Origin of the sequence: Serratia sp. CY84636 (assembly GCF_052166245.1) — a bacterium.
GTDB classification, from domain to species: Bacteria; Pseudomonadota; Gammaproteobacteria; order Enterobacterales; family Enterobacteriaceae; genus Serratia; species Serratia nevei.
The window spans coordinates 148,528-166,441 of sequence record NZ_JBJNOX010000002.1 but is presented as its reverse complement, the minus strand read 5'-3'; the positions used below and the strand labels follow the sequence as shown (position 1 = coordinate 166,441).

Below are 17,914 nucleotides of genomic sequence, written 5' to 3'. Positions count from 1 at the left end.
CGTTATCCTGCTGATGAATGAATACTGTTTTTTTAGCCAGTATAGCGTGCCGCGCAGCCGGTTGCACACCCGGCGGATAATAACTCACCGTGATCTTTAGCGGGAAAGCCTTTACTATCCCCTTTCCAGCGGGAAAGCGCCTCACGTTTAGCGCCAGTTCAGGCTGGCGCTGCCATGATGGCAGACTGGAACCGCCGCTTTTATCGTTATGGAAAACCTGGGCATGCCATTACTGAAACTCACACCCCGTCGTCTGGCGTTGATCGCCGCCATCGTTTTCATCGCCATCGCTGTCGCGCTGGCAATCTATTGGCAACGCCCGCCGCAGCAGGATTACGTTACCGCGCCGGCCCGCCTGGGCGATATCGAAAACGCCGTGCTGGCCACCGGGCGACTGGATGCCGTCGAACGCGTTAACGTCGGCGCGCGGGTCTCCGGTGAAGTCAAATCGCTGAAGGTCAAACTGGGGGATCGCGTCACCAAAGGGCAGCCGATCGCCGACATCGACGATCTGCAACAGCGCAACGATCTGCGCAACGCCGAGGCTGCGCTGAACGTCATCAAAGCCGAACTGCAGGCCAAGCAGGCACAGCTTAAGCAGGCCGAGTCGCGTTTCAAACGCCAGCGGCGCATGCTGAACGACGAAGCCAGCTCGCGTGAAGACTTCGAAACCGCCGAGGCTACGCTCGCCACCACCCGCGCCGAACTGCTTTCGCTCAATGCGCGCCTGGTGCAGGCGCAGATTGAAGTCGACAAGAAAAAGATCGACCTGGGGTATACCCGCGTCGTCGCGCCGATGGACGGTATCGTCATCGCCGTGGTCACGCAGCAGGGGCAAACGGTCAACTCCACCCAAAGTGCGCCGACCATCGTCAAGCTGGCGCGGCTGGATATGATGACCATCAAAGCGCAGATCTCCGAAGCCGACATCACCCGCATTTCGCCGGGGCAAAAGGCTTACTTCACCATTTTCTCCGATCCGGATAAACGCTACGACGCCACGCTGCGCACCATCGAGCTGGCGCCGGAATCGGTGATGAAAGACGACTCGCTCGCCGGCACCAGCTCCGCTTCGGGCTCCGGTACCTCGAACGCGTCGGTCTATTACAACGCGCTGCTGGACGTGCCCAACCCGGAAAACCGCCTGCGCATCGCCATGACCGCGCAGGTTTCCTTACTGCTCGGCGAAGCGAAGAATGCCCTGCTGGTGCCGATCCAGGCGGTGCATAAAACCGAAGGAAAAGGGCAACAGGTGCAGGTTCTGACCCAGGATCAGCGGCTGGAAACGCGCGAAGTGACCACCGGCATCACCAACAACGTCGACATTCAGATCCTCAGCGGCCTGAAAGCCGGTGAAACCGTGGTGCTGTCGCAGCCCGCCGCCAAGTCGGCTGAGGATGGCATTTTCCTGTGAACGCGATCATCGAGCTAAAAGGCATCAGCCGGACCTACACCAACGGCGGTCAGGCGCTGACGGTGTTGAAAGACATCGATTTGACCATCGCCGCCGGCGAGCTGGTGGCGATCATCGGCGCCTCCGGCTCCGGCAAATCGACGCTGATGAACATCATGGGCTGTCTCGACGTGCCGGATCGCGGCGACTACTACATCAGCGGCCAGAACGCCGCCCACCTGTCGCCGGACGAACTGGCCCGCCTGCGCCGCGAGCATATCGGCTTTATCTTCCAGCGTTATCATCTGATGCCCGATCTCAGCGCGCTGGGCAACGTTGAAATTCCGGCCATCTACGCCAACGCCCGGCGCGATCAGCGGCGGCAGCGGGCAGCGCAGCTGCTCGCGCGGTTGGGTCTGGAAGGACGCGAAGACCACAAGCCCGGCCAGCTTTCCGGCGGCCAGCAGCAGCGCGTCAGCATCGCGCGCTCGCTGATCAACGGCGGCGAAATTATCCTGGCGGACGAACCGACCGGCGCACTGGACACCCAATCCGGCCAGGAAGTGCTGGCGATCCTCAGCGAGCTGAATCAGCGCGGCCACACCGTGGTGATCGTCACCCACGATATGAACGTGGCACAACATGCGCAGCGCGTCATCGAGCTGCGGGACGGTGAGATCATCGCTGACAGCGGCCGCCAATCGGCACCCGCCGTCGCGCTGCCGCCGCCGAACCGCAGCCGGCAAAGCGGCTGGCAAAGCCTGATCGACCGCACCCGTGAATCGCTGCACATGGCGCTGAAAGCGATGAACGCCCATCGCCTGCGCACCGCGCTGACCATGACCGGCATTATCTTCGGCATCGCCGCCGTCGTTACGGTCGTGGCGCTGGGCGAAGGGGCCAAGCAGCGCACGCTGGAGAATATCAAGGGACTCGGCACCAACGTGGTGAGCATCTATCCGGGGCGTGATTTCTTCGACGACGCCATCGACAGCATCCGCACCCTGGTGCCGGCCGATGCCGACGCGCTGGCGCAGCAAAGCTTCGTCGACAGCGTCAGCCCGGAGGTCAGCGCGTCCGACAGCATTCGTTTTCGCAGTAAATCTGCCACTGCGTCAATCACCGGCGTCGGGCGCGACTATTTCCGCGTCAACGGCATCACGCTGGTGCAAGGCGCCACCTTCCGCGACGATCGCAACGCGCTGCAGGAAGTGATCATCGACGACAACGCGCGCCAGGCGCTGTTCGGCGATTTCGGCGTCGAGCCACTCGGCCAGATCGTGTTTCTCGGCTCGGTGCCGGCGCGGGTGGTCGGCGTCGCCAAAAGCGAACGCAACTATGCGCCCAACCGCATCAGCGTCTGGATGCCCTACAGCACGGTGATGTACCGCATGGTCGGCAAAACCACGCTCAGCGGCATTACCGTGCGGCTGAAGGATGACGTCGCCAGCGAAGCCGCCGTCAGCGCCATTACGCAGTTGCTGACCCAGCGCCATGGCGTCAAGGATTTCATGACGTTCAACCGCGATCAGTTCCGTAAATCGATCGAGCGCACCTCGATGACGCTCAGTTTGCTGATCCTGATGGTGGCCTCGATCTCGCTGGTGATCGGCAGCCTGGGCGTGATGAACATCATGCTGGTCTCGGTGACCGAGCGCACCCACGAGATCGGCGTGCGCATGGCGGTCGGCGCAAGGCGCGGCGACATCATGCAACAGTTCATGATCGAGGCGGTGCTGGTCTGCCTGATCGGCGGCGCATTGGGTATCGCACTGTCGTTCGCCGCCGGGTCGCTGTTCACCTCGCTGGCGGGCGGCATGTTCACCGCCATCTATTCCTGGCAAGCCGCCGCGACGGCGTTTTTCTGTTCAACCTTAATCGGCATGATCTTCGGTTATCTCCCCGCCCGCAAAGCGGCAAGGATGGATCCGGTCGTTTCATTGGCCAGCGAGTAACCCATGAAAATTTTCTCTCCCTTGGCATTAAGCCTCGCCGCCCTGCTCACCGCCGGCTGCGGCAACGCCCTGAAAAGCGACTACCGGGCGCCGCAGGTCAACTATCCGACGAACTGGCAGCACGCCGCCGAAAACGCCGCGCCGACGCCGTTCGACTGGCGCGATTTCCACGATCCCGAGCTCGATCGCTGGCTGCGACAGGTGATGGCGAGCAACAACGATCTGGCCGTCGCCGTGTTGCGCGTCTACCGCGCGCGCCTCGAGGCTGAACGCGTTGGCATCAGCACCGCGCCCGACGTCAACGCCTCGTTGAACAGCGGCATCAATCGCCCGCTGTCGGAGTCCTCCGCCTGGAATAAAACCAGCGGCGCGACGCTCTCTACGAGCTATGAAGTCGACCTGTGGGGCAAATTGGCGCGCCAGCGCGACGCCGCCGAGTGGGCCAGCCAGGCTTCCGAGCAGGATCTGCAGACGGCGCGCCTGACGCTGCTGGCCAACGCCGCCACGAATTACTGGCGTATCGGCTTCCTCAATCAGCAGATCGGCGTCAGCCAAGCGAGCATCGCCTACGCCAAACAGACGCTGCGGCTGGCCAACGCCCGCTACCTGGCCGGCAGCATCTCGGCGCTGGACATGGTGAACGCGGAACAAAACGTGCTAACGCAGGAAAGCCGGCTGCTGACGTTGCAACACGAACGTCAACAGGCGTTGAACGAACAGGCGGTGCTGCTGGGCGTACCTTCAGGCCAGACCACCATCGCGCCCGCACGTCTGCCGACGGCGGCAATGCCGCAGATCAGCACCGGCATTCCCGCCAACGTCTTGAGCCGTCGCCCGGATCTCAGCGCCAAAGAGCTGCGGTTGCGCGCCGCTCTGGCCAACGTCGACGAGAAACGTCTGCAATACTACCCCGCTTTCAGCCTGACCGGCTCGCTGGGCGCCAGCAGCAGCGCGCTGCTGGAGTTTCTGCGCAACCCGACGGGCAGCCTCGGCGCCGGCCTGACGCTGCCGTTCCTGCAATGGCGGCAAATGGGCGTGGATATCAAGATCGCCCGTAACGACTACGAACAGCAGGTGCTGGAATTCAGGCAGGCGCTGTACAAGGCGATGGGCGATGTAAATAACGCCCTGTCGCTGCGCGCGCAGCTGCTGGCGCAAGAGGCGCAGTTGCAGGCCTCGCTGGCGCTGGCGCGCAAATCGGAGCGGCTGAACGAGGTGCGTTACCGGCAGGGCGCCGTCACCATTACCGATTGGCTGAATGCTCAGGAGCAGCGTCGTCAGGCGGAGCTGGCGGTGGACGAAAACCGCTTCGCGCAGTACCAGAACCTGGCGAAAATCTATCTGGAATTCGGCGGTTCATCGGCCCTCTGATCCAAACTGCCTGGCCATCCGGCCAGGTGGTTTTTTAGCGGCAAACACATCAATTTTTCCTGTTTTATCTCCCGCACTCTCTATACTTCAAACATGGCCAATCAGACGAAAAACCGTCAAATCGCACAATTATTAGACCATTCTCGCACCAAATCGGTGCAAAAACTTAAGTTAAACTGCTGGATTTGATCGCCGCAAGATATAACGTTAAGCTATAGATGCAAAATAATTAGTCACCTAAATGACATAACCTTGGCATAAACGACGATATTTTGTGATCCACATCCCAACTTAAATGTGGATAATGAATCGTCTTGAACCGCGATTCGATTAGCCGATTTGATAACTCGAAAACAACAGTGAATGGAGATTACGCTTTCACGAACAACGAATAATTCATTAAGGGATGATTATATGAAGTTAAGAAAAAAACGACATAAACCGATGCACATCAGCGACATCACCATCATCGATGACAGCAAACTCAAGAAAGCGATCACCGCGGCGGCCCTGGGCAACGCGATGGAGTGGTTCGACTTCGGCGTATACGGCTTTGTCGCCTACGCACTTGGTCAGGTCTTCTTCCCCGGCGCCTCGCCCGGCGTACAAATGATCGCCGCGCTGGCAACCTTCTCCGTGCCCTTCCTGGTACGTCCGCTCGGCGGTCTGTTCTTTGGCGCCATGGGTGACAAGTTCGGTCGCCAAAAGGTGCTCTCGGTCACCATTATCATCATGGCGGTCAGCACCTTCTGTATCGGCCTGATCCCGTCCTATGCGTCGATCGGTATCTGGGCACCGATCCTGCTGCTGCTGGCCAAGCTGGCGCAGGGCTTCTCCGTCGGCGGTGAATATTCCGGTGCGGCAATTTTCGTCGCCGAATACTCGCCGGACCGCAAACGCGGCTTTATGGGCAGCTGGCTGGACTTCGGCTCCATCGCCGGCTTTGTGATGGGCGCAGGCGTGGTGGTGCTGATCTCCAGCATCGTCGGCGAAGCCAACTTCCTCGACTGGGGCTGGCGTATCCCGTTCTTCATCGCCGCGCCGTTGGGCCTGATCGGTCTCTATCTGCGCCATGCGCTGGAAGAAACCCCGGCGTTCCAGCAGCACGTGGACAAGATGGAGAAAGAGGATCGCAACGCCATCGAAAATCCGCCAAAAACCTCGTTCAAAGAGATCGCGGCCAAACACTGGAAAAGTCTGCTGGTGTGCGTCGGCATCGTGATTTCCACCAACGTGACCTATTACATGCTGCTGACCTACATGCCGAGCTACCTGTCGCATAACCTGCACTACTCGGAAGATCACGGCGTTCTGATCATCATCGCCATCATGATCGGCATGCTGTTCGTACAGCCGGTAATCGGCCTGACCAGTGACCGCATCGGCCGTAAGCCGTTCATTATCGGCGGCAGCATCGGCCTGTTGGCGCTGGCGATCCCGTGCTTCATTCTGATCAACAGCAACGTGATTGGCCTGATCTTCGTCGGTCTGCTGGTGCTGGCGGTGCTGCTCAACTCCTTCACCGGGGTGATGGCCTCAATTCTGCCGGCGATGTTCCCGACGCACATCCGCTACAGCGCGCTGGCGATTTCGTTCAACATTTCGGTGCTGATCGCCGGTGCGACGCCGACCGCCGCCGCCTGGCTGGTCGAAGCGACCGGCAACCTGTACATGCCGGCCTACTATCTGATGGTCGTGGCGGTGATCGGTCTTATCACCGGTCTGTACATGAAAGAAACCGCCAACAAACCGCTGCGCGGCGCGACGCCGGCTGCGTCTGACCGTTCAGAGGCGAAAGAGCTGCTGCAGGAGACCTACGACAACATCGAACAGAAAGTCGAGGACATCAACGCGCAGATCGCCGAATTGGAAAAGAAAAAGCAGATCCTGATCGACCAGCATCCCAAGCTGGACTGATCGGCGCTGAAAGACAAAAGCCACCCGATTGGGTGGCTTTTTTGCTTTAAATTCAACCGAAATAATACGCAGCGCATTTTATGACAATCGCGTTTGATGGTAGGCTTTACAGCACACTCTTAATTGATGAAGCACGCGATCATGAGCAAAATGGACCTTCCCGTCATCATCGGTATCCTTGTTATGCTCACCCTGTGGCTCGGCGCACTCTTCAACATCGGCGATATCACCTTCACCATTTCACGCCTGTTCCACTGGATTGAAAGCCAACGCGGCTAACCCGCACAGGCGGTGGAAAACATCGGCTATGATTGAAAGACCTTACCGCCATTTTCCGCGATTATCGCTCGCGATAAAGGGGACTGTATCATGACCGATTATGCGTTCTACAATCAGATCCTGACCCGGCTGGCCGCCAATCACCCCGGCACGCTGGATGAAAAAACCTACGAACTGTGGAAACAAGACGCCACCAGCCCGCATGCGTTCGCCGATCCCTTCGCCTATCTCAAAACCAAGGGCCTGATACAGGCCTATGTGATGAGCGACATCGACGAGAACAACTATGATATCGACCCGCATCAAACGCGGATCACCGCCGCCGGTCTCGAATTCATTCGCAACGGCGGGTTCAAATAAGGGTGACACGCGCCAATAAAAAACCGCCAGACGGCGGTTTTTTACTCTACAAGCATGCGGACCGGCTCAGGCGGGGAAAGGCCGATAAAATATGCGCAGCACTTCGTTGTCGCCCTGGCGTAAAAAGCCGCCTTCAGGCTGCCAGCGCAGATCGCGCGCCAGATTGAGATTTTCCCAGCCGACCGCGCCCCCCACGCCGATGCAAAGATTTTTATTGCCTGCGGCAAATCCCGCACCGGTACCGATCATGGCATGCAGCAAACGGGGCGCCGCCGCGTCACGCAGGGAGAATATGCCGATAAAACATCCCTGCGGCGCGCGCAGCATATCGGCCATCGTGCGGATCTCGGTATCGTCCGGGCTAACGAAATGTTTGTATTGCTTATCGAACACCGTCTGCCACAGCTGCTTGTATTTCGCCTTGCTGAGCGCGCCTGAACGGTGGGCACAAAGCACCACCGCATCCCAGCACATCTCCCCGCTCAACGAAAGATACTCTTCCGTATCGGTTTGCGGCTTATCGGCGTAATGCCGTGCAAATTCAGCCGCATTCAAATGCGGCGGCACGGCCTGTCTGGCAACGTCACTCTTGTAGCGCTTGAAATTCAACCAATGCACGGGAAGCCTCCTCTTCACCCGGTAGATTAACAAACCGGCAGCCGTGGATGAGACGCGCCATCAAATCCAGGGCATCGTCGGCAGCGGCGATTTCGTCGTCATTCAGCCCCTGTTCCACCGACCGCTCAATCGCGTTCATCACCCCTGGAGCGCTGGTTTCATCTCCCTGCGCCACCACGTCCAACACGGCTTTGCCAATCGCCAAACAAAGCTCATGATCAAACTCAACCTCTTTATACGGATACGGTTGCATAATCACTCCGATAAATTTTTACCCCAGAATACTAGACCACAATGGCGTATCGCGCCTGCCGCCGTAGCGCAGCGCTGTATGCAACCGAAGAGAAATGCATCAGGCCCCGGGTTGATAGCCCGAAGCCCGATAAAAGGCAGGTTATTGCGATGCTTGTTCGCTAGGGCGAATGATAAAACAAGTGGCGGTTGCCGAAGCCAGCAGCTTCCCTTGCGCCGTTTTGAGCGTGCCTTCCGCGAAGGCCACGTTTTTGGCCACATAGACCAGACGCCCTTCGGCGATCAGGTCAGTTTCCTTCGGCACAGGGCGCAACATTTTAACCTGCAGATCGACGGTGCCATACCCAATCCCCGCGCCCAGTGTACTGTGCACCGCGCAACCGGTCACCGAGTCCAAGACCGTGGCGGCAAAGCCGCCATGAACGCCCCCCAGCGGATTCAGGTGGCGCCCGTCAGCCCGCGCCACGATGCGGATATACCCCTCTTCAACCGCCACCGGTTTCATGGGCACGGTTTCAGCGATCGAAGCCGGTGGGATTTTACCGGCCATCGCAGCCTGTAACAGCGCCAGTCCGGTCATTTTTGTCGGGTCCATGGGTTTCTCCTCGGGTCAGTAAACCTCTCATATAGTAGAGGTCTGACCTGTTAGCTTGCTTTTTCGTGCGGATGCCACCTCCGCCCTGACTCCTTTGAGTGTGACCAGCATCACTCTTTAGGGTTAATGACCACAAATTTATTAGTGCCTTTAGATTTAAAACAACTTTCTGCAGCCAACACAGCCGGAAACTGAGCGCAGTTAAGTTCAACATTATTAAGGCGTATTTATCATGGATTTCTTTCTGCAATTAGCGGTGATATTGGCATGCCTGCTGTATGGGGCGCGTAAGGGCGGCATTGCGCTGGGGTTACTGGGTGGGATCGGGTTGATGATCCTGGTGTTCGGCTTTCACCTGCAGCCCGGCAAACCGCCGGTAGACGTGATGCTGGTGATCATCGCGGTGGTGGCGGCCTCCGCCACCCTGCAGGCCTCAGGCGGGTTGGACGTCATGCTGCAGAGCGCCGAACGGATGCTGCGACGTAACCCGCGCTATGTCTCGATCATCGCGCCGTTCGTGACCTGCATTCTCACTATTCTGTGCGGCACCGGGCACGTGGTGTACACCATCTTGCCGATCATTTATGACGTGGCGATCAAAAATAACATCCGCCCGGAGCGGCCGATGGCGGCCAGCTCGATCGGCGCGCAGATGGGCATTATCGCCAGCCCGGTTTCGGTGGCCGTGGTCTCACTGGTGGCGATGCTCAGCAGTTACACCTTCAATGGCCGCCATCTGGAATTCCTCGACCTGCTCTCTATCACCATCCCTTCTACCCTGTGCGGCATTCTGGCGATCGGCATCTTCAGCTGGTTCCGCGGCAAAGACCTGGACAAAGACCCGGAGTTTCAGAAATTCATATCGGTGCCGGAAAACCATCGCTACGTCTATGGCGATGCCGCCACCTTGCTGGACCGGGTGCTGCCGCGCAGCAACTGGATCGCCATGTGGATTTTCCTTGCCACCATCGCACTGGTGGCGGTGCTGGGGGCGTTTTCCGATCTGCGGCCCAGCTTCGGCGGCAAGCCGCTCTCCATGGTCCTGGTGATCCAGATGTGCATGCTGATGGCCGGGGCGTTGATCGTCATCATTACCCGCACCAACCCGGCGTCTATCTCTAAAAACGAAGTGTTCCGCTCCGGCATGATCGCCATCGTGGCGGTGTATGGCGTCGCCTGGATGGCGGAAACCATGTTCGGCGCGCACCTGGCGCAGATCGAAGCCACGCTGGGCGTGCTGGTGAAAGAATATCCCTGGGCCTATGCGCTGATCCTGCTGCTGGTGTCGAAATTCGTCAACTCGCAGGCCGCCGCGCTGGCGGCACTGGTGCCGGTGGCGCTGGCGATCGGCGTCAACCCGGCCTATATCGTCGCTTCGGCGCCGGCCTGTTACGGTTATTATATTCTGCCGACCTACCCCAGCGATCTGGCGGCGATCCAGTTCGACCGCTCCGGCACCACCCGCATCGGCCGCTTCGTGATCAACCACAGCTTTATTCTGCCCGGCCTGATCGGCGTCAGCGTCTCCTGCGTCTTCGGCTGGATCCTCGCCGCGGCGTTCGGTTTCTTATGAGTTGTATTTCGGAGCCCTGCGGGGCTCCGTGCAGGCAGGCTGACAATCCAAGGGTGTAGGGGATAACAAGAAAGGAAAAAGTGCAGGTGCAATACGAATTTCAGGCACAAAAAAACCGCCTCTCGGCGGTCTACGACATTACTACTTATTGCTTTGATTATTCGGTATTTTCGTTCCCTGGTACCCGGGGCGGGACTTGAACCCGCACAGCCATAAGCCGAGGGATTTTAAATCCCTTGTGTCTACCGATTTCACCACCCGGGCTCGGGAAAGTTGGAGGCGCGTTCCGGAGTCGAACCGGACTGGACGGATTTGCAATCCGCTACATAACCGCTTTGTTAACGCGCCTTTATTCTGTTTGCCTTTTCAGGCCAAAGCCGGTGATTCACCCACTTCGTTTTGTTCTTTTGGTTGGCGATGTTGAAATCGCTTATCCTAATCATCTGATTCTTAAGTAATTTATTTCGTTACCGCCGAATCGATGGACTGCATTATGGACTAAACCCCCCACCTTGGCAACCCCCCGAAATAGCAAAAAGTTCTCTAACGCTTTCAACTGCTTATTTTGTGGGCGCACTGTTCACAATGCCGACGCAAAGGCAAGCGGAATGTTGATTTTATATGCATCGGCTCAGGAATTCACGGGCAAATCGGTTCTTTTTTCTCGGCAGGAACCGCTTACCCGCGCCCTCTCCGGCTTTTCATTTGCTTATGGTGATGGGGTACCGTGCATAACATCCTCATGGGGGGCATCGCGCAACCTCCGGCGCCACCATAAAAACCCAGCGATAGTGCCCGGCAAAACCGCGATCGCACCAAAAATACGCTGATCGGTATTCAGCAAACCAGGAGCAACGGCGGATAGCACCGCGCATAACAGCAGAAACCACCGCAATCGGCGAATGCCGGGATGAGCGATTCCGACGATAGCCCCCACCAAACATGCCGGCAGAAAACCGAGCGCATAGGAAAAAGCCCCAATGAACACCAGCATTCCCAGCACATCGCCGACGTTAAAGTACCCGGGATCCACATAGCCACTGATACCAAACGTCATCAGCAGCAGCATCAGCATGCCCCCCAACGGCGGGGCGACCAGCCCGAAGAACAATATGCATCCTGCCAGTCTCCTGACCAGATGCCGTATAGCGCCAGACTTCATACTCCCTCCCGTTCCCGCTTCCTTAATGATACCAGCAGGATTGCAATAATGAGGCCCCTACCCGGCGGGCGCCCCAATCCATAGGCTTAAGTGGGTTTCTTCGAGACCTTTTCCTTCGCCGCAGGCAGCTGAGCATAAGTCAGCGCGATTAATTGGGAAAGCCAGGCGCTATCGCCTCACTTCTCTTCCGGAATCACAAAACAAGGCTTTGCACCCGGATAAGGCGGCGCTTCTGAATATTCGTTCAGAAACGCTTTGCCGCCCTGCGTCGGTTTAACAAACAACCGATCATCGCAGACAAGCGCCACCATTTTCTCAGCGCAATAAATACCATACTCACCGAACATCTTCTTCGCCGAAAGCTTACCCGACGCAGAGATATTGCCGATGATAAACTCTACCGTACTCAGTTTTGAAACCATCGGGCTCCCTTCTTCGTATTCGCAGTCCATCCGTATCAGGCTGGGCCTATTTCAGCTCCTCACCATAAACGCTCTTTCATCATGCAGACAGACCACTTCACTTTGCCGATATCCCAGCAATTAGCCGCGGCCAAAGCGCAGCGCGGCTGCGCCTGAACATGTTGATATGCCCGATCGCCTGACCATCAACCTCCGCCGGCTGCAGCAAGTGGACGGCATGTCGCGCGTTAGGCAACAGCCGCAGCCAGTCAGCGATACTGCGCGGCGTTACCAGCACGTCATCGGCGGCGGCAACCACAGCGATCGGTGCCTGGAACGCGGCATAGTAATGACGTTGAATTTCCGTACCAAAGGCATTTTCCACGTAGCCCGGCCGCCGGCACCAAGCGGCCCATTGCCGGGCGACGCCGGCGGGTAAATCCTCTCCCCACCCCAGCCACTTTGCCGGCCCATAGCCGAGCAGCCGTACCGAGAGCGGAATATAGCCCCACATCAAGCCCATAGCCATCGCCCTGAACGGCCAACGGATATTACCGATATAGCCGGAAGAAGCGGAAACCGCCGTCAGGCTGCGCACGGCATGGTGGTTCGGCATCAACCCCGCCAGCTGAGCGCCGGCGCTGTGCCCGATCACATGCGCCTGTTGCGCAGCCGTTTTCGCCAGCAGCCAGTTCAGCGCCGCCGGCATATCACGCTCTCCCCAGTCCTGTTTACGGGCTTTGGAGTACCGGACATGCGCTTCCGCCAGTGAAACACCCACGCCCCGATAATCGAACACCATCACCGGATGCCCCTGCTCGCTCAGCCACTGTGCAAAGGCATAGTAGAACCCTTGTTTAACGCCTGTGGCGGGGCAAATCAGCACCGGCGTATTGCTACCGCCCAATGCAGGAAAATAGCTGCCGCCCAACACATAGCCGTCCGCAGCGGTAAAGCGGATGGCGTCGTGCGCCGTCTTATTTTCTTCCTGCATGGCGATCCTCCCGGCCTAGCCAAAATTCTGCCGCTCATTCTTGCATCGTTCAACGGCGGCATCCAGCAGGCGAGCGCTTGCGGGAGACCGCGATCGCGTATCTGCCTCATCGGAACGGCTTTGGCCACAGAAAGAAAACGAGCGTCCAACGGCGCCTTGTTACTCGTTATGCCACAGGTAGCTATTCTCCACCTCAGGCCGCCAGGTTGCGCAGCTCTCCCCCGTTCCATGATTGGCCGAAGTCCAGGGGTTTTCGATAAACGGCCATGGCCTATTTGTGCGTGACGCCTGCTGAACGAGGACCCTCATCGAAAGCACCCCGGAGTGGCTCCAGCTCAACGGGTTCGGGATCTCCGCACAATAGTTCAGCGTGGGCCCAAATTCCCCCGGCGTTTTCGGCAGCGCGAGATTGACAGACACCGAAGCCCCCATGCTCAAAGCATGCCGGTTTTTTGCATACTCAGGTAAGGCAACCTCTGCGCGCTGCAACGCCTGTTGCACACTGGGCTGGCGCCACACAGGTTTCAGAGGCAGCACCAAAGTGACCCCATCCAGCAACGCACCACGGTGGCTGACAGGGAGATTGAAAGTAAGGCGCGTCGGCTGCTGTTCCGACGGGCCAGGTATAATTTGCGGCCGCACGGTCACCGTATGGTCTATTATGTCATCCGCAAAATGCGGTGAGGGGTAACACGTCACGCCGGTCATGCAGCGCGTAAGCTTTAAGCGCCTGCTCTGCTTCCAATAATGCCCGGTCACTCCCGAGCCCTGAATCATCGCGGCCAGCGCGGCTTGATTATCTGTCGGGCTCGCATACGGATAATGCAGCGCGTAAGTTTCAACGGTGAACGCGACGGTGTCGCCGGCTGTCGATTCCGCTGACCAAGACCACCCTATCGTTACCATGACGATCCACAAAATGCGGTGCATACCCACAGCCACCTCCTTGTTATCAGACTTACGGAAATATCCCTTCCTGCAGTCGCTTGTTCATCATCGCCGGGTGGTGACAATGCCTGATCGGTCGCTTAGATATCCAGACTATTTGTCAGGAGAGAAAAAGTACATCATGTAAGAAGAAAGCGCGATTCTGTTGCTTCGGTATATCGAATCGACGGCCAGAAACATAGCCGCTGATTAAAGAGGGGTGAGGTACAGAAAGCGAGAGGGAATAGAAAACTAAAAAGGGGCCGAGGCCCCTTTCGCTTACCTGCCGAATCACGGGGATTCAGCAGGTTAATGTTTGGAGCGGGAAACGAGGCTCGAACTCGCGACCTCAACCTTGGCAAGGTTGCGCTCTACCAACTGAGCTATTCCCGCATTGCCAGAACTGACTGATTTCTTTGCTATCTTTCGGCAATTCATCGTTGTCGTCTGATGCGATGCATTCTACTTACCTGACGTGATGAGTCAATAAAATTGTTGGCTCATCACGATCGTTTGCCGATTTTTGCAGCGCATCGATCACGGTTCCAGCAGATCGTTGCGCGCGGCATTCAAATATTGGAACATCGACCAGAAAGTCAGCACCGCCGCGATATACAGCAAACCGATCGCCACATACTCTACGGAGCGGTCCGGCCGCCACAGCAAGCCCACCAGCGACATCATCTGCGCCATGGTTTTCACTTTGCCGATCCAGGACACCGCCACGCTGCTGCGTTTGCCAATTTCCGCCATCCACTCTCGCAGCGACGAAATGATGATTTCACGGGCGATCATGGTGGCCGCCGGCAGCGTGATCCACCAACTGTGGTAGTGCTCCGCCACCAGCACCAGCGCCACCGCCACCATCACTTTGTCCGCAACCGGATCCAAAAACGCCCCGAAGCGCGTCGTTTGTTTCCAGCGGCGTGCCAGGAAGCCGTCAAACCAGTCGGTGACGGCGGCAAACACAAAGATAACGGCGCAAACCATCGGAGCCCAGCTGAACGGCAGATAAAACGCCAGCACAAAGAATGGGATCAGAACTACGCGAAACAGGGTAAGCCAAGTCGGTATATTCAATTGCATAATGCTACGGTAACTATCTGGCTAGAGTGGAAATTAAGAGTATGTTGCTACATTGCCCTCAGTGTTTCAATGCATTGTAGATCTTTTCTGCCAATGCTTGTGAAATACCCGGCACTTTTGCAATTTCCTCCACGCTGGCGTTCAACAAAGGTTGCAGTCCGCCCATATACTTCAACAGCACCTGGCGCCGTTTCGGCCCTACGCCTTCAATCAGCTCCAGTGCGCTGGTATTTCTGACTTTCGCCCTTCTCTGCCGGTGGCCGGTAATCGCATGATTGTGCGAATCATCGCGGATGTGTTGGATCACATGCAGCGCCGGCGAATCCGGCGGCAGCGAAATCCCCTCGCCTTCCGGCACGAAGAACAGCGTTTCTAACCCGGCCTTGCGATCGGCGCCTTTGGCGATGCCAATCAGCAGCGGCTTGTTCTTGTCCCAGGTAACGTTCAGCGATTTGAACACGTCGATCGCCATGCCGAGCTGCCCTTTGCCGCCGTCGATGAAGATGACATCCGGGATCTTTTTCTCTTCCAGCGCCTTACCATAACGGCGCTTCAGCACCTGCGTCATCGCCGCGTAGTCATCGCCGGGGGTGATGCCGCTGATATTGTAGCGCCGATACTCCGCGCGCACCGGGCCGTTACCGTCGAACACCACGCACGAAGCCACGGTTTGTTCCCCCATGGTGTGGCTGATATCGAAGCACTCCATACGGTTGATTTCCGTCAGGTTCAGCACCTTGGCCAGCTCCGCCAGCCGCTGATGGATCGTCGACTGTTGCGAAAGCTTGGTGGTCAACGCCGTTGCCGCGTTGGTACGCGCCAGCTTCAGATAACGGGCGCGGTCACCGCGCGGTTTGCTTTGAATTTGAATCTTGCGTCCCGCCAGCTCGGAGAGCGACTCCGCAAGCAGGTCTTTTTCCGGCAGGCTGAAATCCAACAGGATCTCGCCGGGCAACGTACGCGCCTGGCTGCCTTGCAGGTAGAACTGGCCGACAAAGGTCTGCACCACTTCGCTCATATCCGTGCCGCCCGGCACTTTAGGGAAATAGCTGCGGCTCCCCAGCACCTTGCCCTGACGGATGAACAACACATGCAGGCACGCCATACCGGCGTCGAACGCCACGCCGATCACGTCCAGATCGTCGCTGTCGCCCGACACGAACTGCCGTTCGGTAACGCGGCGCACGGCCTGAATTTGATCGCGAATGCGCGCCGCCTCTTCGAAATTGAGCAGTTTGCTGGCTGCTTCCATGCGCGCAATCAGCTGATGCAACACCTGCTGATCTTTGCCCGAAAGGAACAGCCGCACGTAGTCCACCTGCTGCCGGTACTCTTCTTCACTCACCAGGCCGGCGACACAAGGGCCCAGGCAGCGGCCGATCTGATACTGCAGGCACGGGCGCGAGCGATTACGATACACGCTGTTTTCGCACTGGCGGATCGGGAACAGCTTCTGCAGCAGCGCCAGCGTTTCACGCACGGCGTAAGAGTTGGGAAAAGGCCCGAAATATTCGCCCTTGGCGTGTTTGGCGCCGCGGTGCACCGCCAAACGGGGATGGGTATCCGCGCTGAGAAAAATCAGCGGATAAGATTTATCGTCGCGCAAAAGAACATTATATCGCGGTTGGTACAATTTAATGTAGTTATGTTCCAACAACAGCGCTTCCGTTTCGGTGTGGGTAACCGTTACGTCTATTTGCGCGATATTTTTAACCAGCGTCTCGGTTTTACGGCTGCTGACCTGCTGCCGAAAATAGCTGGCGAGACGTTTTTTCAGGTCTTTGGCTTTACCGACGTAGATCACCGTGCCCGTGGCGTCGTACATACGGTAGACGCCGGGCTGGCTGGTGACGGTACTCAGGAAGGCTTTGGCATCAAAACGGTCATTCACTGCTTAACAACGTCTCCGCATTGAACAATCCATGTCGGATGGCCAGGTGAGTCAGTTCGACGTCGCCGCTGATATTCAGTTTGCTGAACATGCGGTAACGGTAACTGTTCACCGTTTTCGGGCTGAGACTCAACTGCTCCGAGATCTCATTCACTTTTTTGCCTTTGGTGATCATCAGCATGATCTGCAACTCGCGTTCAGACAGGCAGCTGAACGGCGTTTCGGCCTGGGGCTCCAGCTGACTCAGGGCCATCTGCTGGGCGATATCAGACGCGATATAGCGCTGCCCCGCATGCACGGAGCGCAAGGCGTTAATCACTTCCTGCGGCGCGGCGCCCTTGCTCAGGTAACCGGCGGCCCCCGCCTGCATCACCTTCGCGGGCAGCGGGTTTTCAGTATGGATAGTCAACATGATGACTTTGACGTCGGGTGCATAACGCACAATCTTGCGCGTGGCTTCCAGCCCGCCAATGCCCGGCATATTCATGTCCATCAGCACGATATCGACAGCGTTGCCACGGCACCATTTTACGGCGTCTTCACCGCACTGGGCCTCACCGACAACTTTTATACCTTTGATATCTTCAAGAATGCGTCGTATCCCTGCGCGCACCAGTTCGTGGTCATCAACAAGAAGAACGCTAATCAAGGAAAAATCTCCAAAAAAAGGGAGTAACGCAATCAGCCTCTGTTTTCGCCAGAGATATTACTTGTTTTTCAGACAAGAATGAACACAGATTAATACATACTTCCGAATAACTTTGCGGAGCAGAGCTGATTTTTCAATTTTAGCCATCTATGCCGCCAATAAATCGTCACGTCGGAAAAGATCGGGCGACGAAAATAATTTCGTTGCGCCGCGTCAGACACAGGATAGCGCGATAATCATGCAGCGAGGGGGAAATCTGTGTAAGCAATCACGACATGAATAATATTAGCACGGCGGTTGGCCGTTTGTAATCATTTGATATTTAAAGACGTAGCAAAAACCACCGCCATCGCCGGCCGAACACCCGGCGTGCAGAACTATTATTCCCGGCGAACATCGGCAAAATCGGTGCCAGCCGCCTCAAATAATTATAATAACCCCAATGGTTCAACAATAACGTGCCGGACAAATACTTGTTAACCGCCCCGAAA

Annotated in this window: 17 protein-coding genes and 3 tRNA genes; 7 read left to right on the top strand and 13 right to left on the bottom strand. The window is 57.4% G+C overall.

The window, feature by feature from the left end; all coding sequences use genetic code 11:
- Window positions 1-232: 232 nt before the first annotated feature.
- From ACJ8QI_RS05180 to ACJ8QI_RS05155, 6 genes are all read left to right on the top strand, one after another.
- Entirely contained in the window at window positions 233-1,414 is a 1,182-nt protein-coding gene (locus ACJ8QI_RS05180; protein ID WP_408602610.1) for an efflux RND transporter periplasmic adaptor subunit, read from the top strand.
- Entirely contained in the window at window positions 1,411-3,348 is a 1,938-nt protein-coding gene (locus ACJ8QI_RS05175) for a MacB family efflux pump subunit (RefSeq protein ID WP_060440224.1), read from the top strand. The genes ACJ8QI_RS05180 and ACJ8QI_RS05175 overlap by 4 nt, the downstream gene beginning before the upstream one ends.
- A 3-nt stretch (window positions 3,349-3,351) precedes the next feature.
- The gene (locus ACJ8QI_RS05170; RefSeq protein ID WP_442532168.1) at window positions 3,352-4,719 is read left to right on the top strand and encodes a TolC family protein; all 1,368 of its coding nucleotides are present in this window, start codon (window positions 3,352-3,354) and stop codon (window positions 4,717-4,719) included.
- A 414-nt stretch (window positions 4,720-5,133) separates the two neighbouring features.
- A complete protein-coding gene (gene proP, locus ACJ8QI_RS05165) occupies window positions 5,134-6,636 on the top strand; it encodes a glycine betaine/L-proline transporter ProP (RefSeq protein WP_060419579.1) in 1,503 nt (500 codons plus the stop codon).
- Window positions 6,637-6,777: 141 nt separating this feature from the next.
- Complete coding sequence (locus ACJ8QI_RS05160) at window positions 6,778-6,915, top strand: hypothetical protein (RefSeq protein ID WP_162215441.1); 138 nt, start codon at window positions 6,778-6,780, stop codon at window positions 6,913-6,915.
- 90 nt (window positions 6,916-7,005) lie between these two features.
- The gene (locus tag ACJ8QI_RS05155) at window positions 7,006-7,275 is read left to right on the top strand and encodes a hypothetical protein (RefSeq protein ID WP_033646469.1); all 270 of its coding nucleotides are present in this window, start codon (window positions 7,006-7,008) and stop codon (window positions 7,273-7,275) included.
- Window positions 7,276-7,341: 66 nt separating this feature from the next.
- On the opposite strand, the gene ACJ8QI_RS05150 is transcribed toward ACJ8QI_RS05155, so the two are convergent.
- From ACJ8QI_RS05150 to ACJ8QI_RS05140, 3 genes are all read right to left on the bottom strand, one after another.
- Window positions 7,342-7,926 carry a hypothetical protein gene (locus ACJ8QI_RS05150; protein WP_204275744.1) on the bottom strand — a complete coding sequence of 195 codons (585 nt, stop codon included), beginning with the start codon at window positions 7,924-7,926 and terminating at the stop codon, window positions 7,342-7,344.
- Window positions 7,859-8,146: a hypothetical protein gene (locus ACJ8QI_RS05145; RefSeq protein WP_060419583.1), complete on the bottom strand. Its 288-nt coding sequence runs from the start codon at window positions 8,144-8,146 to the stop codon at window positions 7,859-7,861. Before ACJ8QI_RS05145 ends, ACJ8QI_RS05150 begins: the two co-directional genes overlap by 68 nt.
- Window positions 8,147-8,287: 141 nt before the next feature.
- A complete protein-coding gene (locus ACJ8QI_RS05140) occupies window positions 8,288-8,740 on the bottom strand; it encodes a PaaI family thioesterase (RefSeq protein ID WP_442532167.1) in 453 nt (150 codons plus the stop codon).
- 232 nt (window positions 8,741-8,972) lie between these two features.
- Between ACJ8QI_RS05140 and ACJ8QI_RS05135 the strand changes: the two genes are divergently transcribed.
- Window positions 8,973-10,313, top strand: a complete 1,341-nt coding sequence (locus tag ACJ8QI_RS05135) for an anaerobic C4-dicarboxylate transporter (protein ID WP_442532166.1) — start codon at window positions 8,973-8,975, stop codon at window positions 10,311-10,313.
- A gap of 178 nt (window positions 10,314-10,491) precedes the next feature.
- Here ACJ8QI_RS05135 and ACJ8QI_RS05130 read toward each other — a convergent pair.
- The 10 genes from ACJ8QI_RS05130 to uvrY form a co-directional block, all read right to left on the bottom strand.
- A tRNA-Leu gene (locus tag ACJ8QI_RS05130) sits at window positions 10,492-10,577 on the bottom strand.
- Window positions 10,578-10,587: 10 nt separating this feature from the next.
- A tRNA-Cys gene (locus ACJ8QI_RS05125) sits at window positions 10,588-10,661 on the bottom strand.
- A 361-nt stretch (window positions 10,662-11,022) separates the two neighbouring features.
- The gene (locus tag ACJ8QI_RS05120) at window positions 11,023-11,475 is read right to left on the bottom strand and encodes a hypothetical protein (protein ID WP_442532165.1); all 453 of its coding nucleotides are present in this window, start codon (window positions 11,473-11,475) and stop codon (window positions 11,023-11,025) included.
- 176 nt (window positions 11,476-11,651) lie between these two features.
- The gene (locus ACJ8QI_RS05115; protein ID WP_442532164.1) at window positions 11,652-11,897 is read right to left on the bottom strand and encodes a TfoX/Sxy family protein; all 246 of its coding nucleotides are present in this window, start codon (window positions 11,895-11,897) and stop codon (window positions 11,652-11,654) included.
- 97 nt (window positions 11,898-11,994) lie between these two features.
- Window positions 11,995-12,870: an alpha/beta hydrolase family protein gene (locus ACJ8QI_RS05110; RefSeq protein WP_442532163.1), complete on the bottom strand. Its 876-nt coding sequence runs from the start codon at window positions 12,868-12,870 to the stop codon at window positions 11,995-11,997.
- Window positions 12,871-13,029: 159 nt separating this feature from the next.
- Window positions 13,030-13,800 carry a hypothetical protein gene (locus tag ACJ8QI_RS05105; protein ID WP_060419592.1) on the bottom strand — a complete coding sequence of 257 codons (771 nt, stop codon included), beginning with the start codon at window positions 13,798-13,800 and terminating at the stop codon, window positions 13,030-13,032.
- Between the two features lie 314 nt (window positions 13,801-14,114).
- Window positions 14,115-14,190: transfer RNA gene (locus ACJ8QI_RS05100), tRNA-Gly, on the bottom strand.
- Between the two features lie 144 nt (window positions 14,191-14,334).
- Window positions 14,335-14,883 (bottom strand): CDP-diacylglycerol--glycerol-3-phosphate 3-phosphatidyltransferase, encoded by a 549-nt coding sequence (gene pgsA / locus ACJ8QI_RS05095; RefSeq protein ID WP_033642639.1) that lies wholly within the window; start codon window positions 14,881-14,883, stop codon window positions 14,335-14,337.
- A gap of 58 nt (window positions 14,884-14,941) precedes the next feature.
- Window positions 14,942-16,774: an excinuclease ABC subunit UvrC gene (uvrC, locus tag ACJ8QI_RS05090; RefSeq protein WP_072271027.1), complete on the bottom strand. Its 1,833-nt coding sequence runs from the start codon at window positions 16,772-16,774 to the stop codon at window positions 14,942-14,944.
- Window positions 16,767-17,423: a UvrY/SirA/GacA family response regulator transcription factor gene (gene uvrY / locus ACJ8QI_RS05085; RefSeq protein ID WP_004927947.1), complete on the bottom strand. Its 657-nt coding sequence runs from the start codon at window positions 17,421-17,423 to the stop codon at window positions 16,767-16,769. Before uvrY ends, uvrC begins: the two co-directional genes overlap by 8 nt.
- Between the last annotated feature and the right edge of the window lie 491 nt (window positions 17,424-17,914).